Source organism: Lysinibacillus fusiformis (genome assembly GCF_002845985.1).
Classification (GTDB): domain Bacteria; phylum Bacillota; class Bacilli; order Bacillales_A; family Planococcaceae; genus Lysinibacillus; species Lysinibacillus fusiformis_D.
Window position 1 is genome coordinate 79,125 of record NZ_PDFK01000011.1, and the last position, 20,839, is coordinate 99,963.

Sequence of the window (20,839 nt, forward strand, 5' to 3'; positions counted from 1 at the left end):
CATCGTAAAGCGGAATTAGAACACAAAAGCTCGGTGTCCCATTGAGGGCACCGAGCTTTATCTATTACTGTTGATTCAATTCTTCTATTTGTCGTCGTTGCTGCTCAAGCGCCTCTTCAATCTGACGCTTTTGCTCCGCTTCCTGTTCTTCTTTTAAACGAATTTCCTCTGATTTAAGATATTTCTTATAACCAATCCGAGAAATCATAATACTAATTTCATACAAGATAAACAATGGCACAGAAACCATTAAATGTGACGCCAACTCAGGCGGTGCAATAATCGCTGCACATACAAATAAACCAAAGTATGAATATTTACGAATTCGAATTAGTAAATCTGGACTTAATATACCAATTCGCGAAAAGAATAAAACAACAATCGGTAACTGGAATAGAAAACCAAAAGGTATTGTAAGCTTAAACAAAAATGTAAAATACTCATGTATACCAATGGTTTGCTGTATCTCCAAATCATTCGATAAATTCATCATGAATTTTATGACATACGGGAAGAGTAAAAAGTACGAAAAAGATAACCCTGCAATAAACAATAGAAATGAATATGGTATATAGCTTAGAGTGGCTTTACGTTCTACTTCTCTTAATCCAGGGCTAATAAACGACCACAATTGATACATCAACACTGGCGATGAAAGAATAAAGGCAATTATAAAAACAACTTGGATATAAATTGCAAGTGGTGTGACTACGTCAAATGCATGAAGCTCAATATTATATTTTGCTCCAGTCATTTGAAGGTATTTAACAAGCGGCTTTGCGACGAAAAAGCCGCCAGCCATAGCGAGAACAAAGAAAACGGCAACAATGAACAGCCGTTTTCTTAATTCTTCTATATGCTCAATGACAGTTAGATCTTTTGGATTCATTCCTCAAACATCCTAACTTACTTATCTAGTTCTTTCTTTTTCTTGTCATCATCATCTTCGTCGGCTAAACCTTTAGTAGCATTTTTGAATTCACGTAGTGTTGAACCAAATGCCTTACCAAGCTCTGGTAACTTCTTAGGACCAAAAATTAATAACGCGACAATTCCGATAATAATGAGGCTCATAGGACCAATTCCACCCATTACAGCCACCTCCTCTTTATATCCATCATTTTAACGCATATTTCGCCATTTTGCTAACTAATTATATGTGAAAGTTTTTCGTCTCTCTCATAGGTTTACCCGCATTTTATTAAAAAATATTATTTGACAGAAATGGTGAATTACACTTAAAAATATGTATTATTTTCACACTTCCTGATTACGAATTAAATAGATAAGCGCTTGCAATTCTACCGATAAATCAATGGTTAAGAGCTGCATTCTATCTGGTACTGTTAACCGTTCTGGTGTAAAGTTTAAAATACCTTTTGCATTCATTGCTGCTAAACGATCCGCCATTTTTTGTGCGGAGCGTGGTGAAACGGTTAAAATCGCAAGCTCTGCACCGTATTCAGCATACTTCTCCTCCAGCAAATCTGGATGAAAAACAGGAATATTACTAATCATTTTGCCATCCTTCGGTGCTTTAGAATCGAATGCTACGACAATATGTGTATTATGGTTTTTTTGAAAATTATATTTTAATAATGCACTGCCCAAATTCCCCACGCCAATTAACGCTACTTTTGTCGCTTCATGTTGATCAAGCGTCTGGCTAAAAAATTGTAATAAATGCTGCACATCATAGCCATAGCCCTTTTTACCAAGAGCGCCAAAATAAGAAAAATCACGGCGAATCGTTGCAGAATCTATTTTCATCGCTTCACTCAGTTCCTTCGACGAAATACGTTCCATACCTTCTTGTGCAAAGTTTTGAATAAATCGATAGTAAAGAGGAAGTCTTTTTGTAGTGGCTTGTGGGATTTTTAATTCTTGTTTCAAACTTTCTCCTCCTTATGATGAACCTCAATCAATTTTACTGTATTTAACTACTAATTTTAATACATTTATCCTTAACTATATACAACATTTTTGCAATCCACTAGCGTATTTCTCTTTAGTTAATGGCGCTTTGTACGCAACTAACTAAAAAGAAATCGTTTCAATCTTACATGACTGCTAGGAATAAGTAAAGCACCTACATTGCATGCAAATCGTTCATCCATTACACTAAGGTAGAATTGAGGTGTCAAGAATGATTGTTTTACAGGTCAATCAACTAACTAAATCCTTTCTTGCAGATGAAATTTTAAGTGGTGTTAAATTAGAAGTTCAACACCGTGATCGCGTTGCCTTAGTAGGGCGAAACGGTGCAGGTAAATCGACTTTATTAAAAATAATCGCTGGTCAAATGTCCTATGACTCTGGGGATATCATTATCCCAAAGGGCGTTCAGGTTGGCTATTTAGAGCAACATGCTGGATTAAATTCTACGTTAACTATTTGGGATGAAATGATGACCATTTTCGAACCGCTTTTAGCTCAAGAACAAACGCTCCGCTCGCTCGAACAGCAGATGGCTGATCCTACCGTTTACGAAAATTCCACTCTGTATGCGAAAGTTATGTCGGAATACGATCAACTACAGCATACTTTTAAGGATGCTGGCGGCTATCAATATGAATCGGACATACGTTCAGTGCTTCATGGAATGCAGTTCTATCCCGAAGACTATGATAAACCCATCAGCTCACTATCTGGTGGACAACGCACACGTTTAGCACTGGCTAAGCTTTTACTTAGTAAACCAGACCTTTTAATTCTCGATGAGCCTACGAACCATTTAGATATCGAAACATTATCTTGGTTGGAATCTTATTTAAAGAGCTATGAAGGAGCTATTTTAATTGTTTCCCATGACCGCTACTTCTTAGACCAAGTCGTTTCCATTGTCTACGAGGTGTCACGTCATCGTGTTACAAAATATACAGGCAATTACAGTGCTTATTTAGATGAAAAGGCTAAAACCTATGAACGCGATGTCAAACTTTTTGAGCGTCAGCAAGATGAAAAGGCCAAGCTAGAGGATTTTATCCAAAAGAATATTGCACGTGCCTCTACAACAAAAATGGCACAAAGTCGACGTAAAATGCTTGAACGAACTGAGTGGATGGAATCGCCGGATGGTGATGAGAAATCCGCTAGTTTTGGTTTTACTATCGAACGTCAAAGTGGTAATGATGTTTTATCCGTCGATGATTTAACAATCGGCTATGATGATCAGCTAATATCTAGTGGTATTAACCTGCGCACTTTTCGCGAGGATCGGATAGCCCTTGTTGGACCAAATGGGGTTGGTAAATCAACATTATTAAAAACAATTGTGAAAGATTTAACACCTCTTGCAGGTGCTATTCGTTATGGTACTAATGTACAAATTGGCTATTATGATCAAGAGCAAGCAAAGCTTTCAAGCAATAAAAGTGTCTTGAAAGAGCTATGGGATGAATGGCCGCTCATGAATGAAAAAGATATTCGCACTGTCTTAGGACGCTTCCTATTTAGTGGAGAAGATGTGGATAAAACCGTATCCTCTTTATCAGGCGGTGAAAAAGCACGCCTTGCACTGTCAAAATTAATGATGCAAAAGGCCAATTTTTTAATTCTCGACGAGCCTACAAACCATCTAGACTTAGATAGTAAAGAGGTTCTGGAAAATGCACTGATTGATTATCCTGGAACGCTTCTATTTGTCTCCCATGACCGCTACTTCATTAATCGTATCACAACGAAAGTGGTGGAGTTGTCTGGAACTGGGTCATTTGAATATTTAGGTGACTATGATTATTATGTAGAGAAAAAACAGGAACTGTTGGAGCTAGCGCAAATGAAGGCTGCCTCCCAACTACAAGTACAGCAAGACCTACCTGATAAGACTTCTACCTCTAAAATTGATAAAGAGGCAAAAAAACGCGAACGTCAAATTAGACGTACTATTGAAGAACTAGAAGTGAAGATGCAAGAAACAACAGCTATCATTGATAGACTCGAGGAAGCTCTCTGTGACCCTGCAATTTTCACGGATCACGAAAAAATTTCACAGCTTCAAGACGAATTAGCTACTGCTAAAGAACAGCATGAGCGATTGGAATTAGAATGGTTAGAGCTAAATGAGGAACTTGAAAATATGAATATGTAGTTACTGATTTTAAGCCATGTGCCTCGCCGCATGGCTTTTTTCTTTACACACCTTTATTTTTCATATATATTGGTCAAGTGCTATTTTTCGACAAAAAGTGCCCACAGTTTTATACACACTATAAATCTAGTAATACCAACATATCAACAGAGTTTTCCACATTGTCCACAATCAAAAATTATTTTATCCACATCATCCCTTGTAAAACATGCTACTATATATTGAATAATCACAAGTTATGCACAAGTTATCAACATATTGTGCATAAGTACGCGTGTTCGGTACTTAGTTCGCTCCATTACCTGTGGATAATTTTCTGAAAAATTTGTCAATTAACGTGTTGAATATTATTATTCTCTTCGCAACGTTCATTTTTTATCAACAAATTTTCGACAATCAAAAAAAGAGATATCTTCAATAAGATACCTCCTTCATTTACTGCTACACCCAAGATTTTAACTCCATTCCTGGACGTCCATTCATCATTAAGTTTCCTCGAACCCCCGCCTCAAACATTGGCATGGCTGCTGCTCCAATCATTGCCGCATTATCTGTACACAATTTGAGTGGTGGTACAAAAAATGGGATGCCTTCCTCGGCAAATACAGCCTCTAAAGCGCTTCGCAGACCTTTATTCGCTGCTACACCACCAGCTGCTATGACCTGCTTCACCTGATATTCGCGAGCAGCACGCAATGTTTTCGCTGTCAGTACTTCGACAACACTTTCCTGAAAACCTTTAGCAACGGCTGCTGGCGAAATAGCTTCGCCTCGTTGATCCATATTGTGTTTATAATTGATGACTGCTGATTTTAAGCCACTAAAGCTAAAATCATAAGAACCCTCCTCTAACCAAACTCTTGGAAAAGGAACAGCCTCTTCACCCTCATGAGCAAGCTGATCAATACGTGGTCCACCTGGATAAGGTAAGTTTAAAACGCGTGCCACTTTATCATAGGCTTCACCAGCTGCATCATCTCGTGTTTCACCAATGACCTCAAAGGAGCCATGTTCCTTCATATAAACAAGCTCTGTATGACCACCTGATACGACAAGTGCCAACAAAGGAAATTCCATTGGCTGAACAAGTGCATTGGCATAAATATGTCCTGCAATATGGTGGACGCCAACAATCGGCAAGCTGTTAGCAAAAGCAAAAGCCTTAGCTGCGTTAATGCCAATCAATAATGCCCCTACAAGACCTGGGCCCTCTGTAACAGCAACTGCATCTAAATCGGCTGGCTTTAAATTAGCTTGTGCCAGTGCTTCTTCTATTACTACTGTAATTTGTTCAACATGATGACGTGATGCAATTTCAGGTACAACCCCACCAAATCGCTTATGACTTTCTATTTGAGAAGCCACAACATTCGACACAATTTCATGACCATTTCGAATAATCGCTGCAGCTGTTTCATCACAACTTGATTCTATTGCTAATATCAATCCATTATTCATTATAAATTCACCCACATGACAAGGGCATCCTCCCCGTTATCAGTATAATAGCCTTTCCGTATGCCACCATCTTGGAATTGAAGCTTGCGATAGAGATTTTGTGCAACCATATTTGTTACACGTACCTCTAACGTCATGACCTCCATTCCATGTAAACGAGCTATTTGCATCGCCTCACGCATTAACCCCTCACCTATCCCTCGGCCACGTGCCTCCTCAATAACAGCTACATTTGTAATTTGAGCTGCATCTATGACCATCCACATCCCACAAAAACCAATAATACTGTCATTTTCATCTATAGCCAGCACATAATGCGCATACTGATTTTCATGCACTTCGTAGTAAAAGGAATCTAACGTCCATGGCACTGGAAATGAAGTCACTTCAATTTCATAAACCGTTGGCACATCGTCAGAAACCATTTTACGATAAGTTACATTCCTACTCATGTTCCTTCTCCTTCTGTTCTTTCAGCCAGTTCGCCTCAGCTTCTGCAATCCGTTTATATTGTGGAACAAAGTGATGGATAGCTTCGACTCTAGGTAACTCTAATTTCGTTGCTACACGAATGACTTCCGTTGCGCGTGGCAAGTCAAAACTAAATGGTGCACGTACTGCTGTATCACCAAGCACCTGCTCAATATTCTTCCAAAATATATCAACATCTGTTCCTACAAATAAAATAGGCGCCTCTAATGCCTTTAAACGCACTAATAAATCATCAATATGTACATGATGATCCTCCACAAGGGCCTCTAATGTCTCGCCCTGATAAACAGCTGTGTAAACATTGCCTCTTCTAGCATCAATAATTGGACAAATCAATCCGTTGTAAAGAGCAGCATTAGCAGCCAATGTCTTTAAGCTAGATACACCAACTAAAGGCTTCTGTAATGTCCATGCTAGGGTTTTTGCTAATGTCACGCCTATACGAACACCTGTATAAGAACCTGGCCCTTCAGACACTGCAATCACATCCAAGTCATTCGGTTTTAAACCTATTCGTGCCAAGATTTCTTCAATCGCCGGCATTGCACCTGCAGAATGCGTTAATTTTATGTTTTGTACCATCTCGGCCACCACTTTGCCATCCTTCACAACTGCAATGGAGAGTGGTGTATTTGCTGTTTCTATTCCTAACCAAATCATTTCATTAGCTCCTCACATAGTGCCTCATAGCGTTCTCCACGAGGTATTAACACAAAGCGTCGTTCATTTTCTCCGATTCGGTAAATCTCTATCGCTAAGCGATCCTGTGGCAAATCCTGTTCAATTAAATGCGCCCATTCGACCACTGAAACTGCATCTCCATAAAACAGTTCATCCCAGCCTAGGTCTTCATCACTTTCTGCTAACCTATACACATCTAAATGATTAAACGGTAATCTCCCCTCATACTGCTTAACAATCGTAAATGTTGGACTGTTGACTGTTCGTTTGACCCCAAGTCCCTTTGCCAAGGCTTTCGTAAATGTTGTCTTGCCAGCACCTAGATCCCCTTCTAATGTAATCGTATCTTGAGCTTCTAGTATATTGGCAAGTTTAATGGCGAAACGTTCTGTATCATCAACTGAATTCATGATTATTTCATACATATTCTTTTTTCCTCTCATCACTACATTACCTCTAGTTTACCTAAACTAACGAAAATGTTCAAAGCATCCAATATCAATTATACCTGCTTTGATTGTGCTTGTTAAAAAGCCCTGTTCTGTGATGACAATAGTTAGGTAACCTAAATGCAAACAAAAACACGTCTTCTCTTATGAAGACGTGTCAACTATCTATCTATTGGAATGACCTTTTACAGCTATGATCTCTTTAGCAATTAATTTATCATCCTTAAATTTCACTATATAAGCCTGAGTCAACAGGGTTTCATCATTCCAACGATATTCATTATTTTTAACCTTTTTACCTGCGCCGCCTGCTGTCTCTACTACCTCAATATATGACATATCATTTTTTAATTTCTCAAATTCTACTTCGTTCATATTTTTTTGCCAGTGATACGTATTTGCTTCTTCAATCTCTATAATAGGATCTCCACAGCCTACCATCATAATCATGGAACCAATAAGCAAAGGTAAATAAAGACGTTTTAAGAAATGGTCTTTGCTCATATAAACACCTCCGTAGCCAATCCGATTACTTCTAAATTTTTACCCCTAATTTTTATTTTAGAAACATATCTCATTTTACCTTATAAAAACGCCCTCATTTATCGGTAATTTTTACTATTTTTAGATAATGTTAAAAATATGCAATAAGTTAGGCTCATGTCAATAATTCAATTAACTTCACTGGGATTGGGTGATTTTTTAGTAGCAGTAGAGGCGTTATTTAGGGCAATAGATGTTATTTTATTAAAACCAATGGGAGGTTGGTCATAAAGGCTTCAGAAATTGTAAAGCTTTTAGCCTCTATGTTTCTACCCTATGAACTGGGTCTTTATAAAATGATGCTTTCACAATTTCAACATAAGCTTGAATGCATTTCATGCTCAAATGCTAAGTTGAAAGAAAATCATTATTAAATAAAAAAAGCTCTTATGACTGTAGCAGCACATAAGAGCGATCATATCAATTTTAAATGGCGGTCCCGACCGGGATCGAACCGGCGATCTCCTGCGTGACAGGCAGGCATGTTAACCGCTACACCACGGGACCTCTTTAAGACATTTATAAATATATCATATAGTAAAAAGCTATGCAATATATATTTTCATATTTTTTCTTCTCATAATTTCTGCAATTGGCATCAATCTTGCAAATAAATTAATAGTTTTAACAACACTATTTAGTAGGAGGTTGGTGCCATGGTTCGGTACATATTTACACGAATTGGTTATATGATCATTACCCTTTTTATTATTATTCTACTGTCATTTTTATTAATGAAAGCTTTGCCAGGTTCACCATTTAATGATGAGCGTCTTCCGGAGCCTCAAAAAGAGCTACTTTACAAAAAATATGGGTTAGACAAGCCTGTTCCTGTGCAATTTGGCATTTATTTAACGAATCTTGTACAAGGAGATTTAGGAGTTTCTTTTGTCTTTGATAATCGACCAGTGACTAAAATTATTCAGGAACGTATCGGTGCATCGGCAATTTTGGGCTTTCAAGCCATTATAGTGGGAACAATTATTGGGCTTTTATTAGGAATTATAGCGGCTCTAAAACATAACACTATTATTGATTATGGAGCCACAATACTAGCCGTACTAGGTATATCGATTCCATCGTTTGTCTTTGCAGGCTTTCTACAATATTGGGTTGGCGTTAAACTAGGCTGGCTACCCATTGCCTTTTGGAATGGCTTTGAATATTCTATTTTACCAACGATTGCTTTAGCAGTTGGAGTAGTTGCTACAATTGCCCGTTTCACGCGCATTGAAATGCTAGAAGTACTTAGTCAAGAATACATCTTAACCGCAAAAGCCAAAGGTTTATCAAACCCTTTTATCATTACAAAACATGGTATTCGAAATGCCATGATTCCAATCGTGACTATTATTGGTCCGTTAACTGTTAACACTATTACTGGTTCACTTGTTATTGAAAAGATATTCAGTATTCCAGGTTTAGGTGAGCAGTTTGTTAATTCTATTATTACCAACGATTATCAGCTAATTATGGGAACAACTATTTTTTATGCGGTGCTATTTGTAACCGTTATTTTAATCATCGATATTTTATACGGGTTGATTGATCCCCGAATCCGTGTGACAGGAGGCGATAAGGCATGACTATAAAATTGACAGAAGGTATAACTAAGAGCTATTCAAAGGAGTTATTTGAATATGCATCGCAAACTGATATTACGGATGATATCACCTATCGTCCTGAGCAATCATTTTGGCAAGATGCATGGCGTGGTTTGCGGAAAAATAAAGCAGCTATTGTTGGGTTATGTACAATTATCGTCGTTCTATTACTTGCTATTTTCGGCCCTTTTATGAATAGCCACGGTTATGATGAACAAAATATCGCGCGCACTAATTTACCTCCAAAAATTCCTGTCCTTGAGAATATTTCTTTCTTAGGCTTGAATGGTGTTGATAGCCGAGGCGTAGACCAATATGAAGCAAAAGGGATTGCAGAATATTTTTGGTTTGGTACAGATGAATTAGGTCGAGATCTTTGGACGCGTATATGGGAAGGAACACGAATTTCTCTTTATATTGCTTTTTTAGCAGCAACCATCGATCTAATTATAGGGGTTGCCTATGGGGCTGTCTCAGCATTTTATGGTGGTCGGACAGATAATATCATGCAACGTATTATTGAAGTGTTAGTTGGTATCCCTGGCCTAATTGTGAACATACTTTTGATTCTTATTTTAAAGCCAGGGATTATTTCGATTACGATTGCAATGGTGATTGTAGGCTGGATCAGTATGGCTCGAATTGTTCGAGCACAAATATTGAAGTTAAAATCATATGAATATGTGCTTGCTTCACGGACACTTGGTGCTAGTAACCAACGTCTCATTTGGAAGCATTTAATTCCCAACACGCTTGGGCCAATTATTGTTGCAACTACGTTTACTATTCCAGGAGCCATTTTCACGGAAGCATTATTAAGCTTCATCGGATTAGGGCTACAGCCTCCAACAGCTTCTTTAGGAACAATTGTCAATGATTCGTATAAATTACTACGAATTTATCCACATGGCATGATTGTTTCATCTATTGTCATTAGCTTGATTATGATTAGCTTTAATTTACTCGGGGATGGACTGCGTGATGCATTCGATCCAAAAACTCGTAAATAAGGAGATGCTCTAAATGAAAAAAATATTAGAAGTGAAAAATTTAAGTGTCTCATTCAACACATACAACGGTGAGGTACAAGCAGTACGCAACATTTCATTTGATTTATTTGAAGGTGAAACCTTAGCCATTGTAGGCGAGTCTGGCTCAGGAAAATCAGTTACTTCTAAAAGCCTTCTTCGCCTCAATCCAACTGAGACAACGATATTAAAAAGTGGACACATTTTATATAACGGACATAATATTTTTACTTGCAGTGAGCAAAAAATCCGAGCAATTCGTGGAGCTGAAATAGCCATGATATTTCAAGATCCAATGACTGCTTTAAACCCTACGATGACGATTGGTCGCCAAATAGCAGAAAGTATAAAGAAACATACAACTTTACGTGGCCAACAAATTACTAACCGTGTTATAGAACTATTGCAACTAGTCGGTATTAAAGAAGCTGATAAACGATATAAACAGTACCCACACCAATTTTCTGGAGGGATGCGCCAACGAATAGTGATTGCCATGGCGCTAGCTTGTGAGCCGCGCATCATTATTGCCGATGAGCCTACTACAGCACTAGATGTTTCGATCCAAGCACAAATTTTAGAATTACTAAAAAACATACAACAAAAAATGAATTTATCGATTATCTTTATTACCCATGATTTAGGTGTTGTCGCCAAAATGGCTGATCGTGTTGCTGTTATGTATGCTGGAAAAATAATTGAAATTGGCTTAGTTGATGAAATTTTTTATCATTGTCAACATCCTTATACACAAGGCCTACTTGCAGCCATGCCTAATCCAGATATTGATACCAATTCATTGTATGCCATTCCAGGAACACCACCAAACCTGCTTCAGCCACCTACTGGAGATGCCTTTGCAGCTCGTAATAAACATGCATTGAAAATTGACTTTATAGAGGAGCCACCGATGTTTCAAATAAGCGACACTCATTTCGCAGCAACTTGGTTATTGCATAAACACGCACCTAAAATAGTACCGATTCATCAACAACCTACACAGGTACAGCAAGAGAAAAGTAAAGCACCCACTGTATTCGATAAAGAACATCCATATTTATCATTAAAGGAGGTCAAGCAGCACTTTTCTTTAGGAAAAAACACTGTTAATAAAGCTGTTGATGGCATTACGTTCGATATTTATAAAGGAGAAATTTTTGGTCTAGTGGGAGAATCAGGATGTGGTAAATCTACAACTGGACGTTCCATAATTGGACTCAATTCGATTACTAGCGGAGAAATTCACGTTGATGGTCGTAATATCAATGACAATCAAACAAAAAAAGACAAACTAACTTTCAATAGCAAGGTGCAAATGATTTTCCAAGATCCCTATTCTTCCCTTAATCCGCGTATGAAAATAGCGGATATTATTGCAGAAGGATTGGCCATCCATGAAGTACCAAAAAGTGAATGGAAGCCCAAAATATATGAGCTATTAAAAATAGTAGGATTAACAAAGGAGTATGCAAACCGTTATCCTCACGAGCTTAGTGGTGGACAACGTCAGAGGATTGGTATTGCACGTGCTCTTGCTGTAGAACCTGAGCTCATCATTGCAGATGAACCTATTTCTGCGTTGGACGTGTCCATCCAGGCACAAATAGTGAATCTACTGAAAAAGTTACAAAAGGAACGTGGATTGACCTATCTTTTTATTGCACATGACTTGTCGATGGTGAAATATATTAGTGATCGTATTGGTGTGATGTATCGAGGAAAAATCGTTGAGCTAGCAGACAGTCAAGAGCTCTATGATCACTCAGTACACCCTTATACGAAGTCATTATTATCAGCCATTCCATTGCCAGATCCTAAGTTAGAGCGAGAACGCAAACGCATTATTTTTAATGAAGCTACCTATCAAGCTAGCAGAAATTATGAAAGTGAAAGCTTTGTAGAGATACGGCCTGGTCACTTTGTTATGCTGACAGAAGAAGAGCTTGTCCAATACCGTCTAGCACAAGAAGGAGGTATATCACTTTGAATATAAAGGTCACAGCCCTACTTGCTAGCTGTATTGTCATAAGTTCCCTTAGCTATACTTGGCTCCTCCATCAACCAATAACTTTTTTAACATTGATCAACAATATTTTCCTTATTTCACTTGCGTTCACTATTGTAGGTGCATCATTATTTGTTGTGCAAGGTGGGCTTTTTAATGGTATCGCCTATAGTTTTAAACGTTTTTTTGCACGTGTCACTAAAAATGGTGCCTATGCCTTTGAATTAGATGGAGATTTAGAATTTGTTCATGCACCTTCCTACACCTTCACTTATCCACTATTACTAGCGGGTATACTTGGCTGTTCCGCAACAGCCATTTTATCGATAGTTTTCTATCTATAAATGAAAAACAAAACCATCAATAGAATTTTGTGAAAGGTGAAAAAGGATTTCCGTTGCAGGTTAATTGCTTTCCTGTGGTTGAGCGCCGAGCCGCTTCGCTCAAATGTTTCTTTTTAGCAAAGTTTTTTAAATAAAGTCTGGTAGAGGGGTGTTGTCACTCATCACTTCTCCACATTGAAAATAAGAGGCTATCTACAAATAATGGGCTATTTTGCTCGCTACGGCTCGTATGAAAGATAAGGAAAGACGCTTTTGCATATGGCGAGACTCTGGAGCAAACGCAGTGAGTGAAGCAGCTCATCGGACGCTGGCGGAACGGAAATCACCCCCCTCGCCTTTCAAAATAGCTTTTTCTGCCGTTGACATCGCCCTTTTTCAACAACATGAAAAAATGCTGTCCTCCGAAAGTAGAGGACAGCATTTTTTAGTTTACAATTTCTACCCATTTATAGCTTATGTCAGCTGAGAATGGATGCTCATATAAATTTTTCACGTATGGTTTTGTCAAACGACTTAACCCTTTTTGAAATGTTGGAGCGAATGCTACGTCTTCCATCATTAATTTTTCAGCTTGCTGCATAAGTTCCCAGCGCTCTATAACATCAGAGGTAGTTTTCGCTTGTTTTATTAATGCATCCACTTTTTCATTTTTATAGTTGGATTGATTATAATAAGCTGTTGATTCAAATAATTCAATGTAAGTCATAGGATCTTGATAGTCAGGACCCCAACCGCCATAGTCTAAGTCAAAATCAACAGCCCCCTCTAATGCAAGTTTTTGCTTATTAGGCTGCATATTAATTGTTAGCTCTAAGCCTTCTAAATTCGTCTCTAATTGATTTTTAATAAATTCAGCAGCTTTCTTAGATTCTGCACGGTCATATGTTAAAAACTCCAGCTTTACTTGGTCTACACCAAGTTCCTTTTTGCCAGTAGCCCATAGTTCCTTCGCTAATTCGATATCTGTTTTATTCATATCACCGTTTCCATCGCGGAAGTCATTCCCCTTGTCATCTGTTGATAATCCCTGTGGTACTAAATAATAAGCAGGAATAGAACCATCCTGTAATATCACATCAGCAAAGCCTTGTTTATCCCATGCCAAATCAATGGCTTTACGAATGTTTTGATTAGCTAAATATTGATTTTCGTGATTTATACGAATAAAATACGTATTTGGCTTTAAAAACGTTGAATACTCTGGACTGTCTTTATATTGAGCGACATACTCACTCGATAACTCGGCAGTGTCTATTTCACCAGCCTCATAGAGATTGACAGCCGTTGCTGTATCTTTGACAATTTTTTGTGTGATTTTAGTAAGCTTGACAGTGTCTTTATCCCAATAACTTTCATTTTTGACGAACGTCCATCCTTGCCCATGTTGCCAAGATTCCATCTGGAAAGGACCATTATAGATCATATTAGCCGCTTCTAGCGCATATTGATCGCCTTGGGATTCTGTAAATTCTTCATTTAATGGGAAAAACGGTGCATAAGTCGTTAAGCTAATAAAATACGGAATAGGCGCATTTAGTTGCACTTCTAATGTTTCATCGTTTAACGCCTTAATACCAATTTCCTCTACCTTTCCATAAAGTGGGTCCTCTTCTGTTTGAACATTGGCCGCATTTTTTATATCCAACATTAAGTAAGAATAAATTGCTTGTGTTTCTGGGTTTATAGCTCTTTTCCAAGCATATTCAAAATCATGTGCTGTAACTGGAGACCCATTACTCCACACTGCATCCTTGCGTATTTTAAATGTATAAACTGTACCATCCTCAGAAACTTCATGTGACTCTGCCATACCCGGAACTGGTGTATTTTCAGGCCCTATACGATATAACCCCTCGAACACAGAGTTCATTGCCGTCACAGCAAGTGCATCTACACTCCCCAATGAGCTCATTGTCGTTAAATCACCTGTTGCAACTAAATGAAGCTCTTGTGCAGCAGTATTGTCGCCTTCATCAGTAGATGCATTGTCTGATTCATTACTATTTGTAGTATTTCCAGAAGTATTGTTTTCTTTCCCGTAACAACCGACCAATACAATGAGCATTAATCCTAACAATACGACAAGCCATTTTGTTTTTTTAGCCATCCTCAAAACCCCTTTGATTTTATTGCACGAATGAAATCGCACTATAAAAATCTATGCAATTTTCATGCCGACGCCAAATATTTTTAAAATTGGCACAGATTTTGCATTATAATTTCACTAAAGGGGGAATGACAACATGTCAAAATTAGAACAATTACGAAATGCTTTACAAGCACAAGATACAAGCGCAATGATTATCACAAATGCACAAAACCGACGTTATCTAACAGGATTTACTGGAAGTGCAGGAACGGTTGTAGTAACTAATAGGCGCGCACTTTTATTAGTGGACTTCCGCTACACACAACAAGCAACGGAGCAAAGTAAAACTTTCGAGGTTCATGAGATTGATCGCAACCGTATATATGAAACGATTCAAGAGATTTTAGATCAAGATTCAATCCAATCAGTTGGCTTTGAACAACATCACGTAACTTATTACGCCTATCAATTAATGGCTAATAAATTGACAGCAACATTAAAGCCTTTATCTAATATTGTGGAAAATTTACGTATGATTAAGACACCAGAAGAAATTGAAATAATTAAGAAGGCAGCTTGGATTTCAGATGAGGCATTTAAGCATATTTTAACATTCATTAAACCGGGTGTTTCAGAAATCGAAATTGCCAATGAATTGGAATCCCATATGCGAAAAAACGGTGCAACTAGTGCTGCATTTGATATGATTATCGCTTCAGGTCATCGCTCTGCTCTACCACATGGTGTAGCATCTTCAAAAATAATTGAGCAAGGTGACATGCTAACACTTGATTTTGGTGCTTATTATCAAGGCTATCGTTCTGACATGACAAGAACTATTGCTGTTGGTGAGCCACCTGAACAATTAAAAGAAATATATCAAATTGTTTATGATTCCTTGCAACATGCTCTTTCTAATATGAAAGCTGGTATGACAGGGCAAAATGCAGATAGCTATACACGTGACTACATTACAGCTAAAGGCTATGGGGACAATTACGGACATGGAGCAGGACATGGCATCGGGTTAGATATCCATGAAAATATATTCATGTCGTCAGTTTGTGAAGACATCTTAGAAGAGAATATGGTACTTACAGTTGAGCCAGGCATTTACGTTCCACAAGTTGGCGGTGTTCGCATAGAAGATGATGTCATCATTACAAAAGACGGTGTAGAAGTGATCACACACTCACCAAAAGAACTCATTATTTTATAATTTCTTTACACTTATCCTATAGATGTTTACTTTTTTTACACTTTTTAAAAACCTTTCATTTCAACATTTTGAGCTTTTTATTGGAAGCTTATAATATATTTCGTTGCACATGTCAAAATTTCTTGTCACTATATTTTCTAAGGTTAGATAGATTGATAGAGAATCGAGGTTTTATTATGCAACTTTCTATTAAGCAAACACAAGAATTACAAATCGTTATGTCTGCCCAACTTCGTCAGGCAATCGAGCTACTCCAATATTCAACTCAGGAATTAGAACAATATATACGTGAACAAGAACTCGTTAATCCTTTAATTGAATTAAGTGAACCAACACTTAAAGACCATCTACAGATTCCAAAAATGAGTAGCAGACATCTTGATATTATGCATCTTGCCACAAAATGTGAAAAAAATGTTCGTGATGAACTATTCCAACAGGTCAGGCTAACATTTTCTAACGAAAAGGACATTCAACTCTTAAAACATATTATTTATCATTTAGATGACAATGGTTATTATGAGCATTCAACACAAACGTCTTATAATGACCTAGAAATTGAAAAGGGCATTCATTTATTACAAACAATTGGTCCCTTAGGAATTGGTGCACGCAATTTGAAGGAATGTTTACTATTGCAAACCATTTATTGTCATAACAGCCCTGCTCATGCTGAAACCGTTATTTCTAATTATCTAGAAGAGCTTGCCAATAAGAAGTGGAAACAAATCTCAAAAGAGCTGGATATATCGCTAAGTGACTTACAAATGATCTATCTTTTTATACAATCACTACAGCCAAAGCTGAGCTCATTATTTTATCAAGAGTTGGTACATACGACGATACCAGATATCATTGTTGATATCGTTGATGGTGGGATTACCTTTTCGTTAAATGATTATTATTTACCAAAAATTAATATTCACGCTGACTACTTTCCTTATATAAAAACGCATTCCTCAGAGAAGAGTTATTTTAAAAAACACTTAACTGACTACCATTGGTTAGTTAACAGCATTGAACAACGTCGAAATACAATGATCAATATCATGAAGGCACTTATTGAAAAACAAAAGAAGTTTTTTCTATATGGCTTTGATGCCATGCAACCACTTACGTTGCGTGAAATTGCTGACCAAATAGATGTTCATGAATCAACGGTTAGCCGCATTACAACGAATAAATATGTACAAACTGCTTTTGGCACATTTGAATTAAAAGAATTATTCACCTCTAAATTGTCAACAGCAAATGGTCATAGTGTGTCGCAAATAAAGGTGAAGTCATTGCTGTCAGACTATATAAAATCTGAAAATAAAGCAAAGCCCTTCTCTGATCAAAAAATAGCTGAGTATTTTAACTCTGCGTTGGGAATTGAAATATCTCGTCGTACCATAGCCAAATATCGCGAGGACATGAACATACCTTCCTCTGCTAGACGTAAAATAAACCAGTTTAAATAATGAGAAAAGGAGCTATCTATTGGGGGTAGCTCCTTTTCCATCTAAACAAATTTAAAGCAGACTCACTTATTATTGCTTCATATTGACAAATACACTTTTCACCTCAGTATAATTGGACAAACCATATTCGCCGCCCATTTCACGACCAATACCTGACTGTTTATAGCCACCAAATGGCATCGTTTCCCATTCTAAGCCAAAATCATTAATCCATACTGTTCCTGCCTGTAGTTTACTAGCAATATAATGTGCTTTTTTTACATTTTCTGTCCAAATGCTTGCAGCAAGTCCATACCTACTATTATTAGCACGCACGATCACTTCTTCTATTGTTTCAAACGATAGAATAGACATAACAGGTCCGAAAATCTCCTCCTGAGCAATCGTCATCGTGTCCTGTACATCAGCAAAGATAGTTGGTTGTACAAAAAATCCCTTTTGGAGTGCTCGATTACCACCAGCTACTAAGCGAGCACCCTCTTCTTTTCCTTTTTCAATAAAACCAAGGACTGTATTTAATTGTTTTTGTGACACTAACGGGCCCATTTCTGTTTCCGGATCTAGTCCTGGTCCTACCTTCAATGCCTTAGCCTTTTCTGCAAGTCGTTCAACAAATTGATTGTATAGACTACTATGCACAAATACTCGTGTACATGCGCTACAGTTTTGGCCGTGATTGTACATCGTTCCAGCAAAAGTTCCCTCTATTGCTTCCTGTACATCTGCATCTGGTAACACAATAGCAGGAGATTTCCCTCCAAGCTCTAATGTTACACTTTTCACTTCATCAGCTGCCTTTTTCATCACGTGGATTCCAGTTTTTGTTGATCCAGTGAAGGCTACTTTAGCTACACCTTTATGTGTAACAATAGCTTCTCCAGCTTCTCCCGTACCCGGTACAATATTTACTACACCATTTGGAAAACCAGCTTGTTTCATTAATTGCCCTACATATAATAATGATAATGGCGTTTCAGCCGCTGGTTTGATGACAATCGTACACCCTACAGCTAACGCTGCGCCTAGCTTCCATGCCGCCATTGCAAGAGGGAAATTCCAAGGAATAATTTGACCTACAACACCAACAGGCTCATGTACAATATAATTTAAGTAATCCTTGGATACTTGTACAGTCTGTCCTGTAATTTTTGTCGCCCACCCTGCATAATAACGGAAATGCTGAACAGTGCCATCCACATCATCTGCGAGAGCAGTTTGATATGGTTTACCATTGTCTATTGATTCAAGCTGTGCTAGCTCTTCACGATGTTCTTCTAGTAAATCTGCCAATTTATAAATAATTCGTGAGCGTTCAGCTGCCTCCATCGTTGACCATGCACCATCAAATGCTTTTTGAGCAGCTTCTACTGCAAGATCAATATCTTCTGCCTGTGCTTCGCTTACTACAGCAATGACCTCTTCATTAGCAGGATTTAGAACATTCAATGTTTTACCTGATTGAGCTTGCATGTATTCACCGTCGATATACAAGCCGATTGTGGACTGTAGAAATTCCTTTACTTGTGGTTTTAATGTCAACACTGCCTCCATCATTCATCCCCCTTTGCATTAATAATGTTCAATTGCCAGTACGTCTAAATTAGTCATAATTGCTTTAAGTTGGGCATCTTCTTCCTCTGTTAGTGGGAGTCGTGGTAGACGACATGGTCCCCCTGCCCATCCTTTTAGTTCCATTGCACGTTTAGTGATTTGTACATATTTACCTGATCCCTCTAAAAATGCACATAAAGGTAATAAACGATCATAAATTGCCCAAGCTGCCTCTAAATTTCCTTCTTTTACTTGACTATATAACTTTGTGACAAGCTCTGGCACAATATTTCCAGATACAGAAATCCACCCAACAGCCCCAACTAAAAATGATTCTATGGCTAAGTCCTCTGAACCACAAAATACTTTAATATTATCTTGGCCTTGACGTACGATATCACGCGCTTTTCCAATACTGCCGCTCGATTCCTTAATGTGTGTAATATTTGGAACATCTCTACCTACTTTTAAAATCGTTTCTAAACCAATATCTACCCCCGACGTAAACGGATTATTATAGATCATAATAGGGAAGCTTACAGATTCGGCTACTGATTTAAAATGAACATATATTTCCTCATCTTTTGGGTGTGCATAATAGGAATTAATCAATAATGCTGCGTCTGCGCCGGCCAGTTCAGCCTGCTGTGTATAGGTGATAGCCTCTGCAGTTGTCTCAGCAGCTGTACCAACAATCAATGTAATTCGCCCTTTAATTTGATCTACAGCTACTTCTACTGCTTTAAACCGTTCTTCTTTCGTTAAACTTACAAATTCGCCTGTACTACCGTTAATAGCAATACCTGTTACCCCTGCTTCAATAAAATGTTCAATATTTTGACGGAAACCATCCCAATCAATGTCCGTTTGGTTTTTCATCGGTGTTACTAATACCGGAAATACACCTTCTAATTTTTTCATCTTTTTTTCCTCCTCTACCCTCTTTTATTACACTATGATAAATCCATGCTGCAAAGGATCTTCACGGTCCACTACAAATTGATGGATTCCTGTGATATATCCTGTTAATGCAATTTCATAGCCAGCTTCATGCTTTTGACTAATTTCAATGCTGCTACCAAAAATACTGTCATTTTTTTTGACAGCTTCTTCCCCTAAAACTGCTAGTAACGCCAATGTACTGTCTACACCAGGTGAACGTAATATATAGCCATCTCGCTCAAAGGTAACTGACCGTACTGAACTGTCTAGCTGTTCATACATAATGACACCATCTGCTGTACTATATTTCTCACTTTCTAGTAATCCCCACGTACTGATTTCTGCTAATTCATCTAGAACAATTGCCTTTAATTGCTGTGGTTTTTCTACAACAAAGTAGCGGCGCTCATTATCGATAATTACTTCGTCACCTTCTATATGCGCTGGCTTCAATGTCAAATGAACTGATAAAACAGTATCTTTCGGTTCAGAAAGTTTTACATAGGCTTCATAAACACCTTTTACTGTTTCAATAGAGTAAATATTATCTCTTGAAAGCTCTATTATTCCTTGCTCAATCAACGCTGTCATTGTGGCTACAAGTGCTTCATACTTAAAATTTGTAGAAGCCGAATGTTGGAAAAATAATAGTCGATAGGATGCAATAGCTGATGGTAAAACAAGACAGCCATTCATTCCACGGTGTCCTCTAGGTTCATTCAGAAGCAATTGTTTTGTATCTTCGAATTGCGTATTTAAAGCATGAGCCGCTTCCGTAATATTTTCATGCGCAAGCATGATTGGTGATTGCACAATAATACGAAAGGCTTCTCCCACTACTTGTGTATCGATCGTTTGAAAAGACTTATGAAAATTCATGC

General features: G+C 37.8%; 19 protein-coding genes and 1 tRNA gene. 7 read left to right on the top strand and 13 right to left on the bottom strand.

Features of this window, described 5'->3' with window-relative positions; translation table 11 throughout:
• Positions 1–64 precede the first annotated feature (64 nt).
• The 3 genes from tatC to CRI88_RS21410 all read right to left on the bottom strand — a co-directional run bounded on the left by tatC (position 65) and on the right by CRI88_RS21410 (position 1,893).
• Entirely contained in the window at positions 65–889 is an 825-nt protein-coding gene (gene tatC / locus CRI88_RS21400; protein WP_036119000.1) for a twin-arginine translocase subunit TatC, read from the bottom strand.
• A gap of 17 nt (positions 890–906) precedes the next feature.
• Positions 907–1,092, bottom strand: coding sequence for a twin-arginine translocase TatA/TatE family subunit (locus tag CRI88_RS21405; RefSeq protein WP_010857065.1), 186 nt, complete (start codon positions 1,090–1,092; stop codon positions 907–909).
• A gap of 165 nt (positions 1,093–1,257) precedes the next feature.
• Entirely contained in the window at positions 1,258–1,893 is a 636-nt protein-coding gene (locus tag CRI88_RS21410) for a redox-sensing transcriptional repressor Rex (RefSeq protein WP_036119002.1), read from the bottom strand.
• A 253-nt stretch (positions 1,894–2,146) separates the two neighbouring features.
• Between CRI88_RS21410 and CRI88_RS21415 the strand changes: the two genes are divergently transcribed.
• On the top strand, positions 2,147–4,090 hold the full coding sequence (locus CRI88_RS21415) for an ABC transporter ATP-binding protein (protein ID WP_058843574.1): 1,944 nt from the start codon (positions 2,147–2,149) through the stop codon (positions 4,088–4,090).
• Positions 4,091–4,531: 441 nt separating this feature from the next.
• Here CRI88_RS21415 and tsaD read toward each other — a convergent pair whose 3' ends face one another.
• The 6 genes from tsaD to CRI88_RS21445 form a co-directional block, all read right to left on the bottom strand.
• Positions 4,532–5,548: a tRNA (adenosine(37)-N6)-threonylcarbamoyltransferase complex transferase subunit TsaD gene (gene tsaD, locus CRI88_RS21420; protein WP_058843573.1), complete on the bottom strand. Its 1,017-nt coding sequence runs from the start codon at positions 5,546–5,548 to the stop codon at positions 4,532–4,534.
• Positions 5,548–6,000, bottom strand: a complete 453-nt coding sequence (gene rimI / locus CRI88_RS21425) for a ribosomal protein S18-alanine N-acetyltransferase (RefSeq protein WP_058843572.1) — start codon at positions 5,998–6,000, stop codon at positions 5,548–5,550. Before rimI ends, tsaD begins: the two co-directional genes overlap by 1 nt.
• Positions 5,993–6,700 (bottom strand): tRNA (adenosine(37)-N6)-threonylcarbamoyltransferase complex dimerization subunit type 1 TsaB, encoded by a 708-nt coding sequence (gene tsaB / locus CRI88_RS21430; protein ID WP_058843571.1) that lies wholly within the window; start codon positions 6,698–6,700, stop codon positions 5,993–5,995. Before tsaB ends, rimI begins: the two co-directional genes overlap by 8 nt.
• Positions 6,697–7,146 carry a tRNA (adenosine(37)-N6)-threonylcarbamoyltransferase complex ATPase subunit type 1 TsaE gene (gene tsaE, locus CRI88_RS21435; protein WP_036119017.1) on the bottom strand — a complete coding sequence of 150 codons (450 nt, stop codon included), beginning with the start codon at positions 7,144–7,146 and terminating at the stop codon, positions 6,697–6,699. Before tsaE ends, tsaB begins: the two co-directional genes overlap by 4 nt.
• 189 nt (positions 7,147–7,335) lie before the next feature.
• Positions 7,336–7,674: a hypothetical protein gene (locus CRI88_RS21440; protein WP_036119013.1), complete on the bottom strand. Its 339-nt coding sequence runs from the start codon at positions 7,672–7,674 to the stop codon at positions 7,336–7,338.
• Between the two features lie 470 nt (positions 7,675–8,144).
• A tRNA-Asp gene (locus tag CRI88_RS21445) sits at positions 8,145–8,220 on the bottom strand.
• Positions 8,221–8,369: 149 nt separating this feature from the next.
• Between CRI88_RS21445 and opp3b the strand changes: the two genes are divergently transcribed.
• Genes opp3b through CRI88_RS21465 form a run of 4 tightly spaced genes read left to right on the top strand, consistent with a single transcriptional unit; the run spans position 8,370 to position 12,694 of the window.
• Positions 8,370–9,299 (top strand): oligopeptide ABC transporter permease, encoded by a 930-nt coding sequence (opp3b, locus tag CRI88_RS21450; protein ID WP_058843570.1) that lies wholly within the window; start codon positions 8,370–8,372, stop codon positions 9,297–9,299.
• A complete protein-coding gene (opp3C, locus tag CRI88_RS21455) occupies positions 9,296–10,327 on the top strand; it encodes an oligopeptide ABC transporter permease (protein WP_036119022.1) in 1,032 nt (343 codons plus the stop codon). The genes opp3b and opp3C overlap by 4 nt, the downstream gene beginning before the upstream one ends.
• A 13-nt stretch (positions 10,328–10,340) precedes the next feature.
• On the top strand, positions 10,341–12,332 hold the full coding sequence (locus CRI88_RS23150; protein WP_080717036.1) for an ABC transporter ATP-binding protein: 1,992 nt from the start codon (positions 10,341–10,343) through the stop codon (positions 12,330–12,332).
• A complete protein-coding gene (locus CRI88_RS21465) occupies positions 12,329–12,694 on the top strand; it encodes a DUF3899 domain-containing protein (protein ID WP_231744985.1) in 366 nt (121 codons plus the stop codon). The genes CRI88_RS23150 and CRI88_RS21465 overlap by 4 nt, the downstream gene beginning before the upstream one ends.
• Positions 12,695–13,118: 424 nt before the next feature.
• Here the strand turns inward: CRI88_RS21465 and CRI88_RS21470 are convergent, their stop codons facing one another.
• On the bottom strand, positions 13,119–14,801 hold the full coding sequence (locus tag CRI88_RS21470; protein ID WP_058843569.1) for a peptide ABC transporter substrate-binding protein: 1,683 nt from the start codon (positions 14,799–14,801) through the stop codon (positions 13,119–13,121).
• Positions 14,802–14,937: 136 nt separating this feature from the next.
• Here CRI88_RS21470 and CRI88_RS21475 point away from each other — a divergent pair, with 136 nt between their 5' ends.
• Complete coding sequence (locus CRI88_RS21475) at positions 14,938–16,002, top strand: M24 family metallopeptidase (protein ID WP_036119051.1); 1,065 nt, start codon at positions 14,938–14,940, stop codon at positions 16,000–16,002.
• 176 nt (positions 16,003–16,178) lie between these two features.
• Complete coding sequence (gene rpoN / locus CRI88_RS21480; protein ID WP_058843568.1) at positions 16,179–17,465, top strand: RNA polymerase factor sigma-54; 1,287 nt, start codon at positions 16,179–16,181, stop codon at positions 17,463–17,465.
• A gap of 69 nt (positions 17,466–17,534) precedes the next feature.
• Here the strand turns inward: rpoN and CRI88_RS21485 are convergent, their stop codons facing one another.
• The 3 genes from CRI88_RS21485 to CRI88_RS21495 are packed head-to-tail and all read right to left on the bottom strand — an operon-like array spanning position 17,535 to position 20,837.
• Positions 17,535–19,016 (bottom strand): aldehyde dehydrogenase family protein, encoded by a 1,482-nt coding sequence (locus CRI88_RS21485; protein WP_058843567.1) that lies wholly within the window; start codon positions 19,014–19,016, stop codon positions 17,535–17,537.
• Positions 19,017–19,034: 18 nt separating this feature from the next.
• Positions 19,035–19,937 (bottom strand): 4-hydroxy-tetrahydrodipicolinate synthase, encoded by a 903-nt coding sequence (dapA, locus tag CRI88_RS21490; protein WP_058843566.1) that lies wholly within the window; start codon positions 19,935–19,937, stop codon positions 19,035–19,037.
• Positions 19,938–19,964: 27 nt separating this feature from the next.
• The gene (locus tag CRI88_RS21495) at positions 19,965–20,837 is read right to left on the bottom strand and encodes a proline racemase family protein (protein ID WP_036119064.1); all 873 of its coding nucleotides are present in this window, start codon (positions 20,835–20,837) and stop codon (positions 19,965–19,967) included.
• Positions 20,838–20,839: the final 2 nt, after the last annotated feature.

Excerpts from the sequence above, each read along its gene's own strand:
- tatC (WP_036119000.1), bottom strand. The coding sequence starts at position 889 with ATGAATCCAAAAGATCTAACTGTCATTGAGCATATAGAAGAATTAAGA.
- CRI88_RS21405 (WP_010857065.1), bottom strand. The coding sequence starts at position 1,092 with ATGGGTGGAATTGGTCCTATGAGCCTCATTATTATCGGAATTGTCGCG.
- CRI88_RS21415 (WP_058843574.1), top strand. The coding sequence starts at position 2,147 with ATGATTGTTTTACAGGTCAATCAACTAACTAAATCCTTTCTTGCAGAT.
- tsaD (WP_058843573.1), bottom strand. The coding sequence starts at position 5,548 with ATGAATAATGGATTGATATTAGCAATAGAATCAAGTTGTGATGAAACA.
- rimI (WP_058843572.1), bottom strand. The coding sequence starts at position 6,000 with ATGAGTAGGAATGTAACTTATCGTAAAATGGTTTCTGACGATGTGCCA.
- tsaB (WP_058843571.1), bottom strand. The coding sequence starts at position 6,700 with ATGATTTGGTTAGGAATAGAAACAGCAAATACACCACTCTCCATTGCA.
- tsaE (WP_036119017.1), bottom strand. The coding sequence starts at position 7,146 with ATGTATGAAATAATCATGAATTCAGTTGATGATACAGAACGTTTCGCC.
- CRI88_RS21440 (WP_036119013.1), bottom strand. The coding sequence starts at position 7,674 with ATGAGCAAAGACCATTTCTTAAAACGTCTTTATTTACCTTTGCTTATT.
- opp3b (WP_058843570.1), top strand. The coding sequence starts at position 8,370 with ATGGTTCGGTACATATTTACACGAATTGGTTATATGATCATTACCCTT.
- opp3C (WP_036119022.1), top strand. The coding sequence starts at position 9,296 with ATGACTATAAAATTGACAGAAGGTATAACTAAGAGCTATTCAAAGGAG.
- CRI88_RS23150 (WP_080717036.1), top strand. The coding sequence starts at position 10,341 with ATGAAAAAAATATTAGAAGTGAAAAATTTAAGTGTCTCATTCAACACA.
- CRI88_RS21470 (WP_058843569.1), bottom strand. The coding sequence starts at position 14,801 with ATGGCTAAAAAAACAAAATGGCTTGTCGTATTGTTAGGATTAATGCTC.
- CRI88_RS21475 (WP_036119051.1), top strand. The coding sequence starts at position 14,938 with ATGTCAAAATTAGAACAATTACGAAATGCTTTACAAGCACAAGATACA.
- rpoN (WP_058843568.1), top strand. The coding sequence starts at position 16,179 with ATGCAACTTTCTATTAAGCAAACACAAGAATTACAAATCGTTATGTCT.
- CRI88_RS21485 (WP_058843567.1), bottom strand. The coding sequence starts at position 19,016 with ATGGAGGCAGTGTTGACATTAAAACCACAAGTAAAGGAATTTCTACAG.
- dapA (WP_058843566.1), bottom strand. The coding sequence starts at position 19,937 with ATGAAAAAATTAGAAGGTGTATTTCCGGTATTAGTAACACCGATGAAA.
- CRI88_RS21495 (WP_036119064.1), bottom strand. The coding sequence starts at position 20,837 with ATGAATTTTCATAAGTCTTTTCAAACGATCGATACACAAGTAGTGGGA.